The 23,929-nt window shown below is 73.3% G+C and carries 4 protein-coding genes; 3 read left to right on the top strand and 1 reads right to left on the bottom strand.

All coding sequences use genetic code 11. The features are described 5' to 3' along the window. The first annotated feature begins 13 nt into the window (after positions 1-13). The 3 genes from OHS59_RS02350 (at position 14) to OHS59_RS02340 (ending at position 21,532) form a co-directional block, all read left to right on the top strand. Entirely contained in the window at positions 14-20,626 is a 20,613-nt protein-coding gene (locus OHS59_RS02350) for a non-ribosomal peptide synthase/polyketide synthase (protein WP_328491695.1), read from the top strand. Positions 20,627-20,733: 107 nt separating this feature from the next. Next, entirely contained in the window at positions 20,734-20,937 is a 204-nt protein-coding gene (locus OHS59_RS02345; RefSeq protein WP_328491694.1) for an MbtH family protein, read from the top strand. Positions 20,938-21,019: 82 nt separating this feature from the next. Further along, positions 21,020-21,532: a GNAT family N-acetyltransferase gene (locus OHS59_RS02340; protein ID WP_328491693.1), complete on the top strand. Its 513-nt coding sequence runs from the start codon at positions 21,020-21,022 to the stop codon at positions 21,530-21,532. Between the two features lie 65 nt (positions 21,533-21,597). On the opposite strand, the gene OHS59_RS02335 is transcribed toward OHS59_RS02340, so the two are convergent. Continuing rightward, positions 21,598-23,913: an FdhF/YdeP family oxidoreductase gene (locus tag OHS59_RS02335; RefSeq protein WP_328499017.1), complete on the bottom strand. Its 2,316-nt coding sequence runs from the start codon at positions 23,911-23,913 to the stop codon at positions 21,598-21,600. Positions 23,914-23,929 lie beyond the last annotated feature (16 nt).

Below are 23,929 nucleotides of genomic sequence, written 5' to 3'. Positions count from 1 at the left end.
GGACCGGCAGACCATGACGTCTTCGAAGCGAAACCGCACCGAGGCCCTGCCCGAGGACCTCCAGGAGGCGATGCGCCGCCGGCTCGCCGGCCGGGCAGCCGCCGCCCGCCGGGGCATCCCGCACGCCGACCGCACCCGGCCGCTGCCCCTGTCCTTCGCCCAGCAGCGGCTGTGGTTCCTGGACCGGCTGCGCCCGGGCGACTCCCGCTACAACAGCGCCGTCGCCCTGCGGCTGACCGGCCCGCTCGACCGCACCGCCCTCTCCCGCGCCCTGGACACCGTCGTCGAGCGGCACGAGGCGCTGCGCACCACCTTCGAGGAGAGCGACGGGCGCCCCGCGCAGACGGTACGACCGGCGGCCCCGGTGCCACTGCCGGTGACCGACACGCCGTCGTACGCCCTGGAGGCGGCCCTGCTCGCGGAGTACGACCGGCCCTTCGACCTGGGCACCGGTCCGCTGCTGCGTGCCCTGCTCCTGCGCGAGTCGGACACCGCGCACACCTTGCTACTGACGGCCCATCACATCATCACCGACGGCTGGTCGATGGGGATCGTGCTGGACGAACTGTGCGCCGCCTACGACGCCCGCGCCCGGGGCGCGGCGCCCGCGCCGGAGCCGGTGGCGACGCAGTACCCGGACTTCGCGGCCTGGCAGCGCGAACAGCTGTCCGGCCCTCGCATGGAGCGCCAACTCGATTACTGGACGGACAAGTTGTCGGGCGCCGCTCCGACGCGGCTGCCGCTGGACCACCCCCGCGACGGCGAGGAGTCCGGTGCGGGCGCCGTGCACACCTTCACCGTGCCCGCGGACACCACCGCACGGCTGCGGAAGCTGGCGGCCGAGCAGCACACCACCCTGTTCACCTCCCTGGTCGCCGGCTGCCAGTCCCTGCTGGCCCGCTGGTCCGGACAGGACGACATCACCGTCGGCTCCCTGACTCCGGGCCGCTCCCGCACGGACCTGGAACGAACCGTCGGCTTCTTCGCCAACACCGTCGTCCTGAGCACCCCCGTGGACACGGACGGCTCCTTCCGCGACCTGCTCGGGGCCGCCGCCACCACCGTCAACGACGCCTTCGCACACGGCGACACGCCGTTCGAGCGGCTGGTGGAGGCCGTGGGCGTACACCGTGAGGCGGGCCGCAACCCCCTGTTCGACGTGATGGTCCTTCTCCACCCGGCGCCGCCCACGGCCCCCGCCCTGCGCGAACTGACCGCCACCCCGGTCCCCGTGCCCCGGCAGGCGGCCACCTTCGACCTCAGCGTCGAGTTCGTCCCCGACGGCGACGGGCTGACCGGCCTGCTGGAGTACCGCACCGACCTGTTCGACACGGGCACCGCCCATCGGATGGCCGACCAACTGCTGCGCACCCTGGAGGGTGCGGCCACCGCGCCGGACCGCCCGCTGGGTTCGCTGCCCCTGCTCGGCCCCGACGAGGCCCGCTGGATCACTGAGGAGTGGAACGGCACCGCGCTGCCCGTCCCCGCCGTCACCTGCCCGGAACTCTTCGCCCGGCAGGCGCATCGCACCCCGCACGCCACCGCCCTGGTCGCCGGGGACGACCGCCTCGACTACGCGACGCTCAACACGCGCGCCAACCGGCTCGCCCACCACCTCATCGCCCAAGGCGCGGGCCCCGAACGCCTGGTGGCGCTGCGTCTGCCGCGTACCGCCGACATGATCGTGGCGATGCTCGCCGTCTGGAAGTCCGGCGCCGGCTATCTGCCCCTCGACCTCGCCCTGCCCGAGGAGCGCGTGAGCTTCCTCCTGGACGACGCGCGGCCCACGCTGGTGCTGGACGAGGCGGTACTGCGCGAGCTGTTCGGGTCCGCGGGGGCGACCGGGGCGGGGATCGGCGGGGGAACAGCTCCGGACCCGGAGGCAGGTTCGTCCGCTCCAGACCCGGAGACGGGCCCGGCCGCCCCGGATCGGGATACCGACCCGGCCGTTCCCTTGGACCCGGACACCACCGCGTACGTCATCTACACCTCCGGCTCCACCGGCCGGCCCAAGGGTGTCGCCGTGACCCACCGCTCGCTCGCCCACCTGCTGGCCGGGCATCGCGAGGGCTTCGTCGCCGACGCGGGCGGCGGCCCGCTGAGGGTGGCGCTGACCGCGTCGTTCTCCTTCGACACCTCGCTGGAGGGCGTGCTGCTGATGGCCGACGGCCACCCGCTGCACCTGGTCGACGAGAGGACCCGGCTCGACGCCGCCGCCCTGGTCGAGTACGTCGTCGAGCACCGCGTCGACTTCCTCGATCTCACCCCCTCCTACCTGCGCCAGCTGCTGCCCGCCGGACTGCTCACCGACCCGCGCCACCACCCGCGCGTCCTGATGCTCGGCGGCGAGGCCATCGGCCCCGGCCTGTGGCGCGAGCTGGCCGGCCACCGGGACGTGGCCGCGTACAACTTCTACGGGCCCACCGAATGCACGGTCGACGCCCTGGCCTGCCGCATCGAGGGCGACGGGCGCCCTCTGGTGGGCCGTCCGCTGCCCAACGTCCGCGCGTACATTCTCGACGACCGCCTCCGGCCGGTGCCGCCCGGCGTCGGCGGCGAGCTGTATCTGGCGGGCGAGCAGGTGGCCCGCGGGTACGCGGGACGGCCAGGGCTCACCGCCCGGCGCTTCCTCGCCGACCCGTACGGTCCGCCCGGGACCCGCATGTACCGCACGGGCGACCTGGCCCGCTGGACCCCCGACGGACGTCTCGACTACCTCGGTCGCGCCGACGACCAGGTGAAGGTACGCGGCCACCGCATCGAGCCGGGCGAAGTCGAGGCGGCCCTCCTCGACCTGCCGGACCTCACCGGCGCGGCGGTCGTCGCGGTCGCCGACACGCACGGCCACCTGCGCCTGGCCGCCTACGTCGTACCCGGCCCGGGCACGGAACCGCCCGCCCCCGCGGAGCTGCGGGCCGCCTGCCGGCACGTCCTGCCCGACCACATGGTTCCGTCCACGTTCACCGTCCTGGACGCGCTGCCGCTGACCACCAGCGGCAAACTGGACCGCCGTGCCCTGCCCGCCCCCGACCTCGAAGCGGTCCTGCGCGAAAGGGAGTTCGTCGCACCGCGCACCCCTGACGAGGAGAAGCTGGCCGCTATCTGGGCGGAGGCGCTGGGCGTCACGCGCGTGGGCGTCACCGACAACTTCTTCGAACTCGGCGGCGACTCCATCCTCAGCATCCAGGCCGTCTCCCGCGCCCGCGCGGCCGGTCTGCGCCTGACCTCGCGGGACGTCTTCCGCCACCAGACCGTCGCCGACCTCGTCGCCGCCGCGTCCCTGCGCACCGCCGAGGTGCCCGCACCCCGACGGCCGAGCGAGGACGGGCCCGCGCCGCTGACCCCGGTCCAGGAGTGGTACCTCGCCACACACACCGACCCGCAGGGCAACCCACGGCACTTCAGCATGTCGATGCTGCTCGACCTGCCGTACGACGTCGACGAGCCCGCCCTGGAGCGCGCCGTGGAGGCGCTGGCCGTCCACCATCCGGCGCTGCGTACGCGCTTCGCCCGCACCGGCGGCATCGGTGCTTCCGGCGACACCCGTGACACCGATGGTGCCGGTGACACCTGGCGTCAGCACCCCGGCGAAGGCCCGGCCTCCAAGCTGATGGACCGTCATGACCTGTTCCGTGTCGCGGACTTGGACCTCGCCGATGCCCGCCGTGCGGCAGCAGACTCCGCCCGCGCCGCCCTCGACCCGGCGAACGGTGCCCTGCTGCGCGCCGCCCTGCTCCTGCCCCCGCCCGGCCGGCGCCCCCAACTGTTCGTCACAGCGCACCACTTGGCCGTGGACAGCGTGTCCTGGCGGATTCTCCTGACCGACCTGGAGCAGGCCTACCGGCAGGCGTCGGCGGGCGAGACGATCCAACTGGAGCCCGTCGCCACGCCGTTCACCGACTGGGCCGCACACCTCTCCCGCCGAGTACGGGCAGGCGACCTGGACGACGACCTGCCGTACTGGACGGCCGAGGCCACCCAGCCGCGTACTCCGCTGCCCGTGGACCGCCCCGGCGTCCCACTCGCCGGAACCGTGCACACCGTCCGCACCCGGGTGGACCGCGCCACCACCGAGGCGTTGCTCCGCCGGGTTCCCGCCGCCTACCGCACACAGGTCAACGACGTCCTGCTCGGCGCGCTGGGCAGGGTCCTCGCCGACTGGACCGGCACCGAGCGGGTGACCGTCGCACTGGAGGGCCACGGACGCGAGGAACTGGCCGTGGGCGGGGGACAGGACCTCGGCCAGGGGCCGGACCTGTCCCGCACGGTGGGCTGGTTCACCTCCCAGTACCCTGTCACCCTCACTCCGGGCGGACTGCCGGACGCACCCGACTGGGGCGGCACGCTGAAGGCCGTGAAGGAGCGGCTGCGGGCCGTGCCCCGGCGCGGACTGAGTTACGAGGCGCTGGCCCGCCTTGGTTCGCCCGACCCGGCTGCCCGCGCCCTGCGGGACGTGCCGCTGCCCCAGGTGTGCTTCAACTACCACGGGCAGTGGGACACCACCGCCGGAACGGACTTCGCACCGGCCGCCGACGTGCCCGGCCTCGACATGGCGGCCGACGAACCCCTCGACCATCTGCTCGACATCTCCGCCGTGGTCGCCGACGGCGAGCTGGAGATCACCTGGCACTACAGCGACCAGGCCCACGAGGCCGACACGGTAAGGGAGTTGGCGCAGGGCATGACGGCGGCGCTGGCCGCGATCGCCGAACACTGCGCGCGCCCCGGCACAGGTGGCCGGACCCCGTCCGACTTCCCCCTCGCCCGCCTGGACCAGGCCGCCGTGGACCGCCTCGTCGGCGACGGCCGCGCGGTGGAGGACCTGCTCCCGCTCACCCCGCTCCAGGAGGGCATGCTCTTCCACCGCCTGGTCGGCGGCCCCGACGACGTGTACGTGGACCAGGCCGCCCTGCTCCTGGACGGCGTATCCGACCCGCACGGCTTCGCGGCGGCCTGGCAGCGGGTCACCGACCGCACACCCGCGCTGCGGACCTCGGTGGTGTGGCAGGACGTGCCCGTGCCGCTCCAGGTCGTCCACCGGGACGTACGCGTACCGGTCACCCATCACGACTGGCGGGAGACGGAGCCGCGGGAGCGCGCCGACCGCTTCGACCGGCTCCGGGCCGACGACCTCGCGCAGGGCATCGACCTCGCCTCGGCACCGTTGATGCGGCTCACCCTCGTCCGGCTGCCCGACGCCCGGCTGCACCTGCTGTGGACCTCCCACCACCTCATACTCGACGGCTGGAGCCTGGCCCAGGTGCTGACGGAGGTGTTCGAGGAGTACGCGGCGCTCACAGTCGGCGGCGCGCCGAGCCCGCCCGTGCGCCGGTCCTTCGCCGACTACGTGCGCTGGCTGGCCGACCAGGACTCCGAGGCCGCGCGTGCGCACTGGCGTGAGACGCTCGGCGGGTTCGCGACTCCGACACCGCTGCCCGTCGACCGACCCCTGACCGGCGCGCACGAGAGCCGGTCGGCGGACGTCCACACGGCCGAGCTGTCCGACGCGGTGTCCGCGACGCTGGCCCGCACCGCGCGCGAGGCGGGGCTGACCGTGAACACCGTGGTCCAGGGTGCCTGGGCGCTGCTGCTGTCCCGCCACAGCGCCGAACGGGACGTGGTGTTCGGCACCACCGTCTCCGGGCGCCCCGACGAACTGCCCGGCGTGGAGTCGATGGTGGGCATGTTCATCAACACCGTGCCCACCCGCGTCCGGGTCGAAGGCCACCGCCCGGCCGCCGACTGGCTGCGCGAACTCCAGGACGTACAGGCCGAGTCGAGGCGCTTCGCGGCCGCCTCCCTCGCGGAACTGACCGCCCTCAGCGACGTGCCGTCCGGCACCCCGCTCTTCCACAGCATGGTCGCCTTCGAGAACTACCCCTTCGACGCGGCCCGTACCTCCGGCTCCGGAGTACGTCTGGTGGACGTCACCTCCCGGGACGCCACCAACTACCCCCTCGTGCTGCGCGCCTACCAGGGGGAGCGGCTCGGCTTCGACCTTGCCTACGACCCCGACCTGTTCGACGCCGGTACCGTCCGGGCGCTCGCCGGACGCCTCCGCCTTCTCCTCACCGAGATCGCGGAGAACCCCGACCGGCCGCTGCGAGCCCTGGCCTGGACGACCGCCGAGGAACGGCGGCGGATGCTCGTCGACTTCAACGGCACCGAGCGCGGCCGGCCGGCGGACACCCTGGTGGACCTCTTCGAGGCCCAGGCCGCCCGCACCCCCGACGCCACCGCCGTCACCTGCGGCAGTGACCACCTCGACTACGCCACGCTCGACGCCGCCGCCGGCCGTCTCGCCCACCGGCTGGCCGCGGCCGGCGCCGGACCCGAGCGGTTCGTGGCCCTCGCCCTGCCCCGCTCGGCGGACCTCGTCGTGGCGATCCTGGCCGTACTGAAGACGGGCGCCGCCTATCTGCCCATCGACCCGAACCTGCCCGCCGAACGCGTCACCCACCTGCTGGACGACGCCACCCCCGTGATCCTGGTGACCACCACCGAGGCCGCCGAACGCACGCGGGGCACCGCCGTCCCGCTCCTCGTACTGGATGCCCCCGACGTACTGTCCGACCTCGCCCGCCGCCCCGCCACCGGCCCGGACCACCCCCGCCGCCCTCTGCCGCAGAGCCCCGCCTACGCCATCTACACCTCCGGCTCCACCGGCCGGCCCAAGGGCGTGGTCGTCCCGCACTCCAACGTCGTGCGCCTGTTCACCCGCACCCGCCACTGGTTCGGCTTCGACGGGACGGACGTGTGGACGCTGTTCCACTCCTACGCCTTCGACTTCTCCGTGTGGGAGCTGTGGGGCGCCCTGCTGCACGGCGGCCGGCTCGTCGTCGTCCCCGACGACACCGCACGCTCCCCGGAGGACTTCCTGCGCCTGCTCGCCGAGGAGCGGGTCACCGTCCTCAACCAGACCCCGTCCGCCTTCCACCAGTTGGCCCGCGCCGACGCCGAACACCCCGAACTCGGCGCCCAACTCGCCCTGCGAACGGTGGTGTTCGGCGGCGAGGCCCTGGACGTCGACCGGCTCGCCGACTGGTACACACGCCACCCCGACACCGCGCCACGCCTGGTCAACATGTACGGCATCACCGAGACCACCGTGCACGTCACATACGAGCCGCTGGACCGCACGACATCCCGCACGGGTGCCGCGAGCCCCATCGGCACCGGCATACCCGACCTGCGCGTCCACGTCCTCGACGACGACCTGGCCCCCGTACCGCCGGGAGCCGTGGGCGAGATGTACGTGGCGGGGGAGGGCCTGGCCCGCGGCTACCTGAGAAGGCCCGGCCTGACCGCGACGCGCTTCCTCGCCGATCCGTTCGCAGTGCCGGGGGAGCGGATGTACCGCACCGGCGACCGGGCCCGCCGCCGGGCCGACGGCACGCTGGAATACCTGGGCCGCGCCGACCAGCAGGTGAAGATCCGCGGCTACCGCATCGAACCCGGCGAGATCGAGGCCGCCGTGCACACCCACCCGGGCGTCGGCGCGGCGGCGGTGGGCGTGTACGAGGACGGCTCGGGGACCCGCCGGCTGGTGGCCCACGTCGTCGGGCGGGGCGGGGCCGAACCACCGCCCGCCGCCGACCTCCGCTCTCACCTGGAGCGGCTCCTCCCCGCGCACATGGTGCCCGCCGCCTACGTACCGTTGACGGCCCTGCCGCTGACCGTCAACGGCAAGCTCGATAGGCGCGCGCTGCCCGCGCCCGGACCGGACGGCTTCGCCACGGACACCGAGCGTGTCGCGCCGCGTACACCCGCCGAGCGTGCGGTCGCCGCCGCCTGGGCGGACGTCCTCGACACCGACGAGGTGGGTGCCGACGACGACTTCTTCGCCCTCGGCGGCGACTCGATCCTCGCCGTCCGGGTCGTCTCACGGCTGCGCGCCGCCTTCGGCGAGGAGGTCTCGCCCCGACTGCTGTTCACCCATCCGACGCTGTCCGCCCTGGCCGCCGCCCTCGGCGACTTGGCTGATGACGACACCCCGCCGGTCGACGTCATCCCGGCCGTGGACCCGGGCACCCCGGCGCCGCTGTCGTACGCGCAGCAGCGGCTGTGGTTCCTCGACCGCTTCGAGCCGGGCAGCACCGAGTACACGACCCTGTCCGTGCTGCGCCTGCGCGGCCCGCTCGACATCGACGCCCTGCGGGCCGCCCTCGACGGATTGGTGGCCCGCCACGAGGCGCTGCGCACCACCTTCGCCGAAGCCGGACCCGGACGGGGATACGGCCCCGGATACGGCCCCGGCCCCGGACCTGGAGCCGGAGCCGGGCAGGACGGCCAGGCCCGGCAGGTGGCCCACCCGCCGTACCCGGTGGACCTGCCGCTGGACGACCTCACCGGCGCCCGCGACCGCCTGCACTCCCTGGATGCCGTACAGGCTCTGGACGCCCTCGTCGAACGCGAGGCGTCCGTCCCCTTCGACCTGGGCGCCGGACCTCTCCTGCGCGCCCGGCTCGCACGCCTCGCCGAGGACGAGCACGTCCTCGTCCTGGCCGTCCACCACATCGTCACCGACGGCTGGTCGGTCGGCGTGCTCGGCCGGGACCTGGGCGAGCTGTACACGGCCGCCATCGAGAGCCGTACGCCCCGGCTGCCGCACCTGCCCGTGCGGTACGCGGACTTCGCCGCCTGGCAGCGCGCCCGCACCGACCAGGAGGACGAGCAACTCGCCTACTGGCGGGCTACGTTGGACGGAGTCGCTCCCTTCGAACCGCCCACCGACCGGCCGCGCCCCGCCGTGCGCGACCGGGACGGCGCCCTGGTGACCTTCACCCTCCCCGCCGCGCTCACCGAACGGCTGCGCGCGACGGGCCGCGAGGCCGACGCCACCCTCTACATGACCCTCCTGACGGCCTGCACGGTCCTGCTCTCGCGCTGGGCGGACCAGGAGGACATCGCCGTCGGTACGGTCACGGCGGGCCGGGAACGGTCCGAACTCCACGACGTGGTCGGCATGTTCGTCAACACCCTGGTGCTGCGCAACCGGGTGGAGCCCGGACTGTCGTTCCGCGCGCTGCTTGAGCGGGTCCGCGCCACCGTCCTGGACGCGTTCGCCCACCAGGACGTGCCGTTCGAGAAGCTGGTGGACGCACTCCGGCCCGAACGCGACACCAGCCGCACCCCGCTGTTCCAGGTCATGGTGGCGCTGCACAACCTGGGCGCCGAGACACTCGATCTGCCGGGCCTGGACGTGGAACCGCTCACGCCGCCCGTCCGGCACGCCGCCTTCGACCTGGCCTTCGACTTCGTCGAGAACGACGGCGGTGTCACCGGCTACCTGGAGTACGACACCGGCCTGTTCGACGCGCACACCGCCGAACGCCTCGCCGTACGGCTGCGAATGCTGCTGGAGGCGGCGGTCGAGGAACCGCACCGGGACGCCCACGCGCTGCCACTGCTGACGGCCGACGAACAGCGGCAGGTGCTCGACGAGTGGCAGGGCGGACGACTGGCCACGCCTGACACCCACTTCCCCGCCCTGTTCGAGGCACAGGCCGCGCGCACGCCGTACGCGACCGCCCTCGTGGCCCGAGGCGAAACGCTGAACGATGAGACGCTGAACTATGAAACGCCGGCCGACGAGACGCTGACCTTCGCTGACCTGAACGAGCGGGCGAACCGGCTGGCCCACCAGCTGATCACCCAGGGCGTCGGCCCGGAGCGCGTGGTCGCCGTACGGCTGCCGCGCACCCCGGAGCTGGTGGTGGCCGTGTTCGCCGTGCTCAAGGCGGGCGGCACCCTGCTCTGCGTCGACCCGGACCTGCCCGAGGAGCGCGTCGCGTTCCTCCTCGCGGACGCGGCGCCGCACACGGTCCTGACGGCCGACACCCTGCACGCGATGCCCTGGGACCGACTGCCCGCCCACGACCCCACCGACGGCGACCGGCTGGCCCCGCTGCACCCGGACAACGCCGCCTACATCATCTACACCTCCGGCTCCACCGGCCGCCCCAAGGGTGTGACCGTGGAACACCGCCACCTGGTCAACCTCTGCCACGACCACCAGGAAGGGCTCGTCGCCCCGCACACCGCCGACGGGCGACGGCTCAAGGCCGCGCTCAGTGCCTCCTTCTCCTTCGACACCTCGTGGGAGGGGCCGCTGCTGCTCGCCCTCGGCCAGGAGGTCCACCTCGTCGACGAGGACGTACGCCTGGACCCGGAGGCGTTCTGCGCCCAGGTCGACGAGCGGGAACTGGACCTGGTGAACGTCACCCCGTCCTTCCTCCGTGAACTCACCGCCGCCGGACTCCTCGCCCCCGGCCGCCACCACCCGCGCCTGCTGCTGGTGGGCGGCGAGGCGGTCGGACCCGACACCTGGGCCGAACTGTGCGCGGCACAGGCCGACTTCGGTGTCACCGCGTACAACATGTACGGCCCCACCGAGACCACCGTCGACGCCGTCTACGGCCGCTGCGCCGACCATCGCGCCCGCCCGGTCATCGGCCGCCCGGGCCGCAACCTGCGGGCCCACGTCCTCGATCGCGCCCTGCGTCCGGTCCCGCCCGGCGTACCGGGCGAGCTGTACCTCGCCGGGGCGCAGGTGGCCCGCGGCTACTTGAACCGGCCCGGCCTGACCGCCGCCCGCTTCCTCGCCGACCCGTTCGGGGCGCCGGGGGAGCGGATGTACCGCACCGGCGACCGCGCCCGCTGGGACGCGTCCGGGCAACTGGAGTTCCTGGGCCGGGCCGACGAGCAGGTCAAGATCCGTGGGTTCCGAATCGAGCCCGGCGAGGTGGAGGCCGCCCTGCTCGCGCTGCCGGACGTCACCGACGCCGCCGTGGCCGCCCGCGAGCACGGCGGACGCACGATGCTCGTGGCCTACGTCGTGCCCACCGGTGACCGACCCGCTTCCGCCGAAGACCTGCGCGTGCGGCTGCGGCGGACGCTGCCGGACCACATGGTGCCCACCGCGTTCGTGCCGCTGACCCGCATACCGCGCACCAGCGGCGGCAAGACCGACCGCCGCGCGCTGCCCGCGCCACTGGCACAGCCCGACAGCGGCACCCCGTACGTGGCACCCCGCCCCGGCACGGAGGAGCGGCTGGCGGCCATCTGGGCGGAGGTGCTGGGCGTGGAGCGGGTCGGCGCCCGCGACAACTTCTTCGCGCTCGGCGGCGACTCCATCCTCAGCATCCAGATCGTCTCCCGCGCCCGCCGGGCGGGCCTCGCCCTGACCACCAAGGACGTCTTCCGCCACCAGAGTGTCGCCGAACTCGCCCTGCGCGTGTCCGAGTCGGCGCCCCGGCCGACGGCCGACACGGATGAATCCCCGCCTGCTGAGTCCCCGCTGACGCCGATCCAGCGCTGGTACCTCGACCACCGGCGTCCCGGTGACGCGTTGCGCTTCACCATGACCCAGCGGCTGGAACTCGCCGTCGGCACCGACCTGTCGGCGCTGGAGCAAGCGGTAGACGTCCTCGTGGGCCATCACCCGGCCCTGCGGACCCTCTTCCGGCACACCGACGACGGCTGGCGCCAGCGGGTGCTGCCGCAAGCGCCGCACGGCGTCCTCACGCGCCACGACATGGCCCACCTGGACGCACCGGAGCTGGATGCACAGGTGCAGCGCGCGGCGGACGCCGCACAGCGGGCGCTCGATCCCACCGAGGGCCGCGTCGTACGCGTCCTGCTCTTCGACCGCGGTCCGGAGCGCCCCGCCCAACTACTGTTCATCGTCCACCACTTGGTCGTCGACGGCGTCTCCTGGCGCATCCTGCTCGGCGACCTGGAGGCCGCTCACCGCGCCGCCGCTGCCGGTCGGCCCGTCGAACTTCCCCCGACGGGCACCGCGTACGGGCGCTGGGCGGCGCGGCTGGAGCAGCACACACGAGCCGGTGCCCTGGACGCCGACCTCGCGCACTGGACCCGCACCGCCGCGGCCCCGGCCGACCTGCCCGCCGGGCGACCCGGCCCCAACACCCACGGCACCGCCGCCACCGTCACCGTGACGCTGGCACCCGAGGAGACCGGGGCGCTGCTGCGCCGGGTCCCCGACGTCTACCGCACCCAGGTCAACGACGTGCTGCTCAGCGCGCTCGGCCGCACGCTGGCCCGCTGGTGCGACCGCGACACCGTTCTCGTCGGGGTGGAGGGGCACGGTCGTGAGGACCTGTTCGACGACGTGGACCTGTCCCGGACCGTCGGCTGGTTCACCGCCGAGTTCCCCCTCGCGCTGACCGTCGCGCCGGACGCCGGCTGGCGGGCCACCCTGCGCTCGGTCAAGGAGCAACTGCGCGCGGTGCCGCTGCACGGCCTCAGCCACGGCGCCCTGCGCCACCTGCCGCCGGACAGTCCGCTCGCCCACACCCCGCACCCTCAGGTCGGGTTCAACTACCACGGGCGCTGGGACGCGGGGAGCGCCGCCGAGGACGGCCTGTACCGGGCGGCGCTCCCGCCGGCCGGCCGCGACAGCGACCCGGACGAACCCCGCCCCTACCTGCTGGACATCACAGGCGTGGTCCAGGACGGCCGGCTCGAACTCGGCTGGACCTACCCGCCGGCCGTCTACGACGAGTCCACCGTGCGGCACCTCGCCGAGGAGATGTGCGCGGCGCTCCGCGACATCGCGACGCACTGCGCCGACCCGGACGCGGGCGGCCGCACCCCCTCCGACTTCCCCCTCGCCGACCTCTCCCAGCAGCAGCTCGACCGGCTGGTGGGCGACGGTCGGCACGTGGCGGACGTCCTGCCGCTGACACCCCTGCAGTCCGGCATGCTCTTCCACGGGCTGGTCGACACGGCCGGCGCCTACTTCGACCGTACGGCCGTACGGCTGACCGGAGTTGCCGACCCGAGGGCGTTCGCGGCGGCCTGGCAGCAGGTCGCCGACCGCACCCCGGTCCTGCGCACCGGCGTCCACTGGCAGGGCCTGCCGCACCCCGTGCAGGTCGTCCACCACCGTGTGGAACTGCCCGTGACCCACCTGGACTGGCGCGAACTGACGCCCGGGCAGCGGGCGGAGGCGACGGAACGGCTGCTCGCCGAGGACCGTGCGGCGGGCATGGAACTGACCGCCGCGCCGCTCACCCGGATCACCCTGGCCGCCCTGCCCGGCGACGAGGTCCTGCTGCTGTGGTCCTCGCACCACCTCATCCTCGACGGCTGGAGCACCGGACAGCTGCTCACCGAGGTGTGCGAGCGGTACGCCGCGCTCACCGGCGGCCAGGACACCGCGCCGCCCGTACGGCGGCCGTTCGCGGACTTCGTACGCTGGCTGCGCGAGCAGGACGAGGACGCGGCCGAACGCCACTGGGCTGATGCCCTCGCCGGATTCGCCGAACGCACCCCGCTGCCCTACGACCGCACCCCCGCCGAGGCCCACCGGGCCCGCTCCGCCGAGTCCGTCCACCACGCGCTCGACGCGGACGTGTCGCGGCGGCTGCGGGAGACGGCGGCCCGCGCCGGACTGACCGTCAACACCGTGGTGCAGGCAGCCTGGGCCCTGCTGCTGGCCCGCTACAGCGGACGCGACGACATCGTGTTCGGTACGACCGTCTCCGGACGGCCCGCCGAACTGCCGGGCGTCGACACGATGATCGGCATGTTCATCAACACCGTGCCCACCCGGATACGGGTCCGGAACGACGGCGTCCTGGGCTGGCTGCGCGGTCTTCAGGAGGCGCAGAGCGAGGACCGGCGTTTCGACTTCCTCTCCCTCGCCCGTATCCAGACACTGACCGAAGTCCCCTTTGGGCAGGCCCTGTTCGACAGCATGGTGGTGTTCGAGAACTATCCGGTCGACGAGTCGGCCGCCGCCCGGACGGGAGTGGGAGTCGCCGAGGTGCGCGCCGACGACGCCACCACTTTCCCGCTGTGCCTGCGCGCCCACCTGAGCGACCGGCTCGGCTTCGACCTGGCCTACGACCCCGCCTTCTTCGACCGCGGCACGATGGAACAGGCGACGGCTCGTCTGGCGACCCTGTTCACCCGACTCGCCGACGGCATCGACGCGGACGTACGCGACCTCGATCCGCTCACCACCGAGGACAGGCGGCTGCTGGAGGAGTGGAACACCACCGCCCGCCGGACGGAGCCGCGCAGCCCGGTCGGCCTGTTCGCGGAGCAGGCCCGCCGTACCCCGGACGCCCCGGCCCTGGACGACGGCGACCGGCGGGTGACCTACCGCGAACTCGCCGACTGGTCCGACCGCGTGGCCGCACGCCTGCTCGCGGACGGACTGGCCGCCGAGGACGGAGTGGCGCTGCTCATGGACCGCGGCGCCGAACTCGTCGTCGCCCAGCTCGCCGTCCTCAAGGCCGGCGGCGCGTACGTGCCCGTCGACGCCCGTGCCCCCGAGGAGCGGCGGCGGATGATGCTGGCCCAGGCGGGGGTCAGGGCCCGGCTCACCGCCGAGGACGTCACCGCGGCCCGCCACGATCCCCCGGTGCGAACGGCCGCCGTGGCGGCGGATCCCGACCGGCTGGCCTACGTCATGTTCACCTCCGGATCCACCGGCCTGCCGAAGGCCGTGGCGGTGCGCCACCGCGACGTGGCGTCGCTGGCCACCGACAGCCGTTTCGCCGACGGGATGTGCGCCCGTGTGCTGCTGCACTCACCGGTCGCGTTCGACGCCGCCACCTTCGAGGCGTGGGCACCCCTGCTGACCGGCGGCTGCGTGGTCGTGACCCCCGGCCGGACGGTGGACGCGGACCTGCTGCGCCGACTGATCGGCAGGAGCGTACGAGCCGGGGGCGACGAACCGGGCGGGCCGGGCGGCCCAGTCGGTGAGGGCGGGCGAGCCCGGGACGCCGGGCACTCCGCCGACGCAGGCCTGACCTCCCTGTGGCTGACGGCCGGGCTCTTCCGGCTTCTGGCGCAGGACGCGCCGGACTGCTTCGCGGGCCTGCGCCAGGTGTGGACCGGCGGCGACGTGGTCCCCGCCGCGGCCGTACGACGCGTACTGGCCGCCTGCCCCGGCCTGACCGTGGTGGACGGCTACGGACCGACCGAGACCACGACCTTCGCCACGTCGCACGCCCTCGACGACGCGGCGGCCGTCCCCGACACCGTCCCCGTCGGCCGACCGCTGGACGACAAGCGGGTCCACGTCCTGGACGCGCGGATGCGCCCCGTCCCGCCGGGCTGCGCGGGCGAGCTGTACGTGGCCGGTGAGGGCGTGGCACGCGGCTACCTGGGCCGCCCCGGCGAGAGCGCACGCCGCTTCCTCGCGGACCCCCTCGGGCCGCACGGCACCCGGATGTACCGCACGGGCGACCTGGCCCGGCGCCTCCCGGACGGCACGGTCGAGTTCCTGGGCCGCGCCGACGACCAGGTGAAGATCCGTGGCTTCCGGGTGGAGCCCGGCGAGGTGGCGGCCGTACTGGCGGCCCACCCGGGCGTCGCCGACGTGGCGGTCGTGGCCCGCGAGGACCGGCCCGGCGCCCGCCGCCTGGTCGCCTACGTCGTCGGCCCGGCCGGACACGACACGGAGGACTTGCGCGCATACGCCGGCCGCACGCTGCCCGACTACCTGGTGCCCACCGCGTTCGTCGCGCTGACGGCCCTCCCGCTGAGCGGCAACGGCAAGGTGGACCACGCCGCCCTCCCGGCCCCGGAGGCGGACACCGGCCCGGGACGGGGCAGGCGGAGCGAACCGCGCACCGACGCCGAACGCCGTACCGTCGAGGTCTTCGCGGACGTGCTGGGCGGGCGACCGCCGGGCGTGGAGGACGACTTCTTCGCGCTGGGCGGCGACTCCATCCTCAGCATCCGCCTCGCCTCCCGCCTGGCCGAGGAGTTCGGCACCACCCTCTCGCCGCGTGTCGTGTTCACCCACCCGACGCCCGCCGCGCTCGCCGAACTGCTCACCGGCGACCGGACCGCGGACCAGGGGCGTCCCGTCATCGGTCCGGTGGACCGGGACGCGGCGGCACCGATGTCGTACGCGCAGCAGCGCCTGTGGTTCCTGGAGGAGTTCGCGCCCGGCGGCACCGAGTACGTCACCGCCCTGGCGCTGCGCCTGCGCGGCCGGCTCGACACGCGCGCCCTCGCGGCGGCACTGAGGAAGCTGGTGACCCGGCACGAGTCGCTGCGTACCACCTTCGACACCGTGGACGGCCGGGGAGTGCAGGTCGTCGGGCCGCCGATGGAGGTGCCGCTGCCGCTCGACGACCTCTCGGGGCTGCCCGAGGGCGACCGCACGGTCCGCCTGGAGAAGCGGCTCGCGGCCGACCGCGCCCTCCCCTTCGACCTGCGCGAGGGCCCCCTGCTGCGGGCCGGCCTGATCCGGCTGGCCGGCGACGAGCACGTCCTGACGCTCACGCTCCACCACATCATCACCGACGGCTGGTCGACCGCCGTCCTCACCGGCGATCTCGCCCACCTCTACCGGGCCGAACTGGACCCGGCCACCGAGCCGTTGCCGCCGCTGCCGGTGCAGTACGCCGACTACGCCCACTGGCAGCGCACCGTGAGCGGGCACGACCGGCAACTGGACTACTGGAAGGAGCAGTTGGCGGACATCGAGCCGCTGGACCTGCCCACCGACCGGCCCCGCCCGGCGATCCGTACCCGCTCGGGTGCGAGTGCCCGGCTGTCGCTGCCGCCCCGCACCGCGCGCCGTCTCGGGCAGGTGGGCCGGGACCGGGGAGCCACCCTCTTCACCACACTGGTCGCCGCCGCCCAGACCTTCCTGGCCCGGCTCTGCGGCAGCCGGGACATCGCGGTCGGCACCGTCACCTCCGGCCGCGAGCAGGCCGAGATCCAGCAGCTGATCGGCTTCTTCGTCAACACCCTGGTGCTGCGCTCCGAGGTCGAGCCCGAGCGTCCGTTCGCCGAGTTCCTCGACGACGTCCGACGGACCGTCCTGGACGCCTTCGCCCACCAGGAGGTGCCGTTCGAGCAGGTGGTGGACGAGGTCGGCCCGGTGCGCGACACCAGCCGCACCCCGCTGTTCCAGGTGATGGTCGTCCTGCAGAACACCCCGGCCGCCGACCTCGATCTGCCGGGCCTCACGGTGTCCGGCGTGGAGACGGAGCTCCAGCACGCCGCGTTCGACCTCACCCTGGAGTTCGCCGAAGCGGACTCCGGCGCGCTGCACGGCCTGCTCACCTACAACACCGACCTGTTCGACGAGGCCACGGCAGGGCACCTGGCCGACCAGCTCGCCACACTGCTGACCGCCGTGGCCGACGACCCGCACCGCCCGCTCGGCGCCCTGCCGCTCGCCTCCGACGAGGACCTGAAAGCCCTTCTGGACCAAGGGCGGGGCACGCCCCGTCCGGTACCGGTGGCCACACTGCCGGATCTCTTCGAGCGGCAGGTGGCCGGAACCCCCGACGCGGTTGCGCTGGAGGACGCGGGACGGCAGCTGACGTACGCCGAACTCGGCCGCGCCGCCGGCCGGTTCGCCCACCGGCTCATCGCCCGTGGGGTCGGCCCGGAGGATGTCGTGGCCCTCGCCCTGCCCCGGGGCGCCGAGACGGTGGTGGCGCAGCTCGCCGTCGCCAAGGCGGGCGCCGCGTTCCTGCCCGTCGACCCCAACTACCCGGAGCAGCGAAGGGAGTTCATGATCCGTGATGCGGGCGCCCGGGTGGTCATCGACGATCCGGCGGAGATATGGGCGGCGGACGGCGCGGCGACGGGGGTGCCGGACGGCCGGGCGACGGGGCTGCCGGACGGCCCGGACACCGCGCCCACCGACGCCGACCGCACCACCGCCCTCACCCCCGACCATCCGGCGTACGTCATCTACACCTCCGGGTCCACCGGGACGCCGAAGGGAGTCACGGTCACGCACCGGGGTCTGGCAGGGTTCGTGGAGGCCGCCGCCGAACGGTACGCGGCGGGCCCCGGCGACCGGGTGCTGCAGTTCGCCTCGCCCAGCTTCGACGCCTCCGTCCTCGAACTGTGCGTGTCCCTGCTCAGCGGCGCCACCCTGATCACGGGGGAGGAGGGGCCGCTGATCGGTGAACGGCTGGCGCAGGTGCTCGCCGAGCGCCGCATCAGCCACACCCTCATCCCGCCGGCCGCGCTGGCCACCGTGGCGCCGGAGACCGCCGGGAACCTGCCGCACCTGCGCACCCTGATCGTCGGCGCCGAAGCCTGCCCCGCCGATCTCGTGGAGCGATGGGCGCCCGGCCGCCGGATGATCAACTCCTACGGACCCACCGAGGCCACCGTCGTCGCCACCTGGACCGGCCCGCTGAGCCCGGCGGGCGGCCCTCCGCCGATCGGCCGCCCGGCGGGCGCCACCCGCGTGTACGTCCTCGACGCCGCCCTGCGCCCCGTCCCGCCCTGCGTGACCGGGGAACTGTACGTGGCCGGTCCGGGACTGGCCCGCGGCTACCTCCACCGACCGGGTCTGACCGCCCGGCGGTTCGTCGCGGACCCGTCCGGCGCGGCGGGAGAACGCATGTACCGCACCGGCGACCTGGTGCGTCGCGGCGCCGACGGCGAACTGCGCTTCGTCGGCCGCGCGGACGACCAGATCAAGCTGCGCGGTTTCCGCATCGAGCCGGGAGAGACGGAGAGCGCGCTGCGCCGCAGCCCGCATGTGCGCGACGCGGTGGTCGTCGTACGCAGCGACGGCCCGGACGGACAGCCGTCCGACGGCCCCGGACGGCTGGTGGCGTACGTCGTCCCCGCCCGCGCCGATGCCAGTGCCGACGGCGACTCCTTGGCCAGTGACAGTGCCGGTGCCAACGGCGACGTCGGCGGCGGCGCGGACGGCCTGCCGGTCGCCGCACTGCGCGAGCACCTCGCCGCCCTGCTGCCGCCGCACATGGTCCCAGCCGTGTTCGTGCCGCTGGAGCGGCTGCCGCTGACCGCCAACGGCAAGACGGACCGGCGGGCCCTGCCCGCCCCCGGCCCCGCGCACACCGGCGCCGCCACGGGCCCGCGTACCGCACCCCGTACCGACACCGAACGCCGTATCGCCGGCGTCTGGACGGACGTCCTCGGCGTGGCGGACATCGGCGTGGACGACAACTTCTTCCACCTCGGCGGTGACTCCATCCTGAGCATGCAGGTGGTCTCCCGGCTGCGGCGCGAGGGGCTGCACCTGGCCACCCGGGACCTGTTCACCCACCAGACCGTCGCCGAACTGGCCACCGTCGTCGGCACCGCTCCCCAGCACACCGGCGACGGCCCGGCGACCGGCGCGGTGCCCCTCACCCCGATCCAGGAGTGGTTCCTGACGACCCCGCGCGCCGACCACACCCACTTCAACCAGTCGGCGCTGCTGGAACTCGACGGCGAGCCCGACCCCGCCGCCCTGGAGAGCGGTCTGAACGCCCTGCTGGAACACCATGACGCGCTGCGCATGCGTTTCACCCAGGACGCCGAAGGCTGGCATCAGTTCAACCCGCCGCCGGGTGAGAAGGGCGAGGGGAGCAGGAGGGGCGAGAAGGACGAGTTCCTCGTGCGGTACGACCTGTCGGACCTGTCGGCGGAGGAGGCCGACGCGGCCATGAAGAAGGCCGCCGACGATCTGCACACCGGTTTCGACCTCGGCCGGGGCCCGCTGCTGCGAGCGGCCCTGTTCACCGGCGTGGACGCGGCCCGGACAGAGGAGGGCTCAGCGGACGAAGCCCCGTCAGGCGAAGTCCAGTCGTGCGACGTCCCGTTGGGCGAAGCCTCGGCGGGCGATGGCGATGGCGGCGGCAAGGACAAGGGCAACGACGATGGCAGCCGGGCCTTTCTCCTCCTGGTCGGCCATCACCTGGTCGTGGACGCCGTGTCCTGGCGGATCCTCGCCGACGACCTGGAGGCCGCCTACCGGCAGGCCGTGCGCGGCGAACCCGTGAGCCTGGGGGAGCGCACCACCTCGTTCCGCGACTGGGCCCACAAGCTCGCCGGGTACGTCGCCGACGGCGGCCTGGACCACGAACTGCCCTACTGGGAGGAGGCCGTGACCGCCGAACAACTCCCGGCCGCAACCGAAACCTCAACCACAGCCACCCCAGACCCGGCCGCGGAGGAGGCCGGTACGTTCACCCTCGAACTGGGGGAGGAGGACACGGCGGTGCTCCTGCGTGCCGCACCGGCCGCCTACCGCACCCGTGTCAACGACGTCCTGCTGGCCGCGCTGGCCCTGGCCCTGGCCCGTTGGACCGGGAGCGACCGCGTCCGCCTGGACCTCGAAGGGCACGGCCGCGAGGACCTGCTGGACGACGTGGACCTCTCCCGCACGGTCGGCTGGTTCACCACCATCCACCCGGTCGCCCTCCAGGTGCCCGAACCGGACCGCCCCGGCTCCGCCCGGAACTGGCGTGCCCTGGTGAAGTCGGTGCGCCGCCAGCTGCGCTCCGTACCCGGCAACGGACTGGGCTTCGGCGCCCTGCGCACCTTCGGACCGCCCGAGGTGCGCGAACGGCTCGGCGCCGCGGCACACGGGCAGGTGGTCTTCAACTACCTCGGCCAGTGGGACGCCCGCCCCGCCGCATCCGGCAGCGGCCTGGTGCGTACCGAACACGGCTCCTTCGGCCAGGACCACGACCCCAGGGACAGCGGTTCGCATCCGCTGGAGGTGGTCGGCGCGGTACGGGACGGGCGCTTCGCCTTCACCTGGCACCACCACCCCGGCACACACGACCCGGCGACCGTGCGCCGTGTCGCGGGGGAGTTCGCCGAAGCGCTGAGCCACATCGCCCGGCACGCCAGGGAGAGCCTGTGACCGCACACCGCCCCGGTGCCCCGGCACCCCACACCCACGGACGAACCCCAACCACCAGCCCATTCACGACCCTGTGCACGCCCCGACCCACGACAGGAGAGAACGACATGGACGAGAACACCCGCCACCAGGTGCTGCGCAACGACGAGGACCAGTACTCCCTCTGGCCGGTCGACGTAGAGGTGCCCGCCGGTTGGCAGCCCGTCGGAAAGGAGGGCACCGAAGAGGAGTGCTCCGCCTACGTCGACGAGGTGTGGACCGACATGCGTCCGCGCAGCCTGCGCGAGCGGATGGACAACGCGGAGGCCTGACCCGCCCACGAAGCCGAGCCACGGGCGCAGGGGGCGGCGATCGACGCCCCCTGCCACCGCCCCACCCCTCAGGAGCCCACCGATGACACCCACCCTGAAGACCGAGCGGCTGGAGTTCACGGCCTACCGCCCCGAGGACGAGAACCACTTCGTCGCCCTGCTGCGCAACGAGGAGGTGTGCCACTGGATGGGCCAGGACATGGTGCCCGAGGCCGACCTGCGCACGGCGTTCCGGGAGATCCTCGACGACGTCTACCCCACACAGCGGTTCGACGTGTGGGGGGTGTGGTGGCAGGGGACGTACATCGGCCACGCCGAGGTGAAGAAGACCGGCAACGTCGACGGCCACGAACTCATCCTCGCCCTCGCCCCCGACTACTGGGGGCGTGGCATGGGCACCGAGGCCGTCCACGGCCTGCTGCGCCATGCCTCCGACAACCTCGGCCTGAAGGAGGCGTACGGCATGGTGGGCGCCCAGAACGAGGCGAGCCTCGCCCTGTGCCGACGGCTGGGCTTCCGGCACGTACGTGACGTGGTGGGCGAGGACGGCACGGTGACCCGGATGGTCGTCATCCCCACCACGGAGGCGACCTGACGGCAACTGTCACCGAGACTCGCAGCGAGTCCTGCCGTCAGGCCAGTGCTGTCAACCAGCAGGGTTCACCTCGGTGACGCGGCCACCCGGGCCGCGACGGGCTCCAGGCGGACCACGATCCCCTTCGACGTCGGCTGGTTGCTCTTGTCGGCCACGCTGTCCAGCGGCACCAGGACGTTGGTCTCGGGGTAGTAGGCGGCGGCACAGCCCCGGGTGGTGGGGTAGGGGACCACGCGGAAGTCCTCGGCGCGCCGCTCGACGTCGTCGGTCCACACACTGACGAGGTCGACGTGCTGCCCCTCGGAGAGGCCCAGTCCGGCCACGTCCTCCGGGTTGACGAGCACCACCTTGCGGCTTCCGTGAATACCCCGGTAGCGGTCGTTGGACGTGTACGGGACGGTGTTCCACTGGTCGTGGGAGCGCAAAGTCTGCAGCAACAGGTGCCCTTCGGGGGCCCGCAGCATCGCGAAGTCGTTGGCGGTGAACAGCGCCTTGCCGACGTCGTTGTGGTAGACGCCCTCGTTGACCGCGTTCGGCAGCTGGATACCGCCGGGACGGGTCACGCGCCGGTTGAAGTCGTGCAGTCCGGGGACGATGTGGGCGATGCGGTCACGGATCGCGCCGTAGTCCGCTTCGAACTCCTCCCACGGGATGCCGGCGGCCGTGCCGTCGAGGGTGCGGCGGGCGAGCCGGCACAGAATGGAGATCTCGCTCAGCAGGAGCGGCGAGGCCGGCTGCAGCCGGCCCTGAGAGGTGTGCACCTCGCTCATCGAGTTCTCGACGGTCACGAACTGCTCCCCGTCGACCTGGACGTCCACTTCCGTGCGGCCGAGGGTGGGCAGGATGAGCGCGGTCTCGCCGCACACGGTGTGGGACCGGTTCAGCTTGGTGGAGATGTGGGCCGTCAGACGGCAGTTGCGCACGGCCTCTTCGGTGATCTCGCTGTCCGGAGCGGCCCGGACGAAGTTGCCGGCCAGCGCGAGGAAGAACTTGACGCGGCCTTCACGCATCGCCCTGATCGCGTTCACGGAGTCGAGGCCGTGCTCGCGCGGCGGATCGAAACCGAATTCCTCCTGGAGCGAGTCGAGGAAATCGTCCGGCATCTGCTCCCAGATGCCCATCGTGCGGTCGCCCTGCACATTGCTGTGCCCGCGAACCGGGCAGGCGCCGGTGCCTGCCCGGCCGACATTCCCGCGCAGCAGAAGGAAGTTGACGATCTCCCGGATGGTGGGGACGGCGTGCTTGTGCTGGGTGATTCCCATCGCCCAGCAGACGATGACGCGTTTGCTGCGCAGCACCTCGTCCCGTACCTGCTCGATCTCCTCGCGCGTCAGGTCGGTCGCGGCGAGGATGTCGTTCCACTCGATGGTGCGGGCGTGCTCGGCGAACTCCTCGAAACCCTTGGTGTCGCTGTCGATGAAGTCACGGGCGAGCACCTGGCCCGGCCGGGCGTCCTCGGCCTCCAGCAGCAGCCGGTTGATCCCCTGGAACAGCGCGAGGTCGCCACCGTTGCGGATGTGCAGGAACCGGTCGGCGATCTCGGTGCCCTGTCCGATGACCCCGCGGGGGTTCTGCGGGTTCTTGAACCTCAGCAGCCCGGCTTCGGGCAGGGGGTTCACCGCGATGATGCGGGCGCCGTTCCGTTTGGCCTGCTCAAGGGCCGACAGCTGGCGCGGGTGGTTGGTCCCGGGATTCTGCCCCACCACGAAGATCAGGTCGGCATGGTGCAGGTCGTCGAGGCTGACCGTCCCCTTGCCCGTACCCAGCGTCTCGTGCAGCGCGTAGCCGCTGGACTCGTGGCACATGTTGCTGCAGTCGGGCAGATTGTTGGTCCCCAGCGCCCTGGCGAACAGCTGCAGCATGAACGCGGCCTCGTTGCTGGCCCTGCCCGAGGTGTAGAACACCGCCTCGTCGGGGGAGGTGAGCGACTTCAGCTCCGAAGCCAGCAGGTCGAAGGCGTCGTGCCAGCTGATCGGCTCGTACGAGTCGGAGCCGGGCCGCTTGACCATCGGCTCGGTGAGCCGTCCCTGCTGGTTCAGCCATTTGTCGGAGCGCCGGCCCAGCTCGGAGACCGTGTGCTCGCGGAAGAAGTCGGCGGTGACGCGCCGCGACGTCGCCTCGTCGTTGATGTGCTTGGCGCCGTTCTCGCAGTACTCGTTGCGATGCCGGTGGCCCGGCGAGGGATCCGCCCACGCGCACCCGGGACAGTCGATGCCGCCCACCTGGTTCATGGTCAGCAGTGTCTCGCCGGTGCGCCGGAGGGAAGTCTCCTCAAGGGAGTACTCCAATGCGTGCATCACCGCGGGTACGCCCGCGGCCCACTTCTTCGGCGGGGTGACGCGCAGAGCCTCGTTCGGTTCCTCGCCGGGCGCCTTCTTCATCAGTTTGCCTTTCACC

The sequence above is a fragment of the Streptomyces sp. NBC_00414 genome (assembly GCF_036038375.1).
Classification (GTDB): Bacteria; Actinomycetota; Actinomycetes; order Streptomycetales; family Streptomycetaceae; genus Streptomyces.
Note: the sequence above shows the minus strand (reverse complement) of the source record. Positions and strands in the feature narration are given on the sequence as shown.

Excerpts from the sequence above, each read along its gene's own strand:
- OHS59_RS02350 (WP_328491695.1), top strand. The coding sequence starts at position 14 with ATGACGTCTTCGAAGCGAAACCGCACCGAGGCCCTGCCCGAGGACCTC.
- OHS59_RS02345 (WP_328491694.1), top strand. The coding sequence starts at position 20,734 with ATGGACGAGAACACCCGCCACCAGGTGCTGCGCAACGACGAGGACCAG.
- OHS59_RS02340 (WP_328491693.1), top strand. The coding sequence starts at position 21,020 with ATGACACCCACCCTGAAGACCGAGCGGCTGGAGTTCACGGCCTACCGC.
- OHS59_RS02335 (WP_328499017.1), bottom strand. The coding sequence starts at position 23,913 with ATGAAGAAGGCGCCCGGCGAGGAACCGAACGAGGCTCTGCGCGTCACC.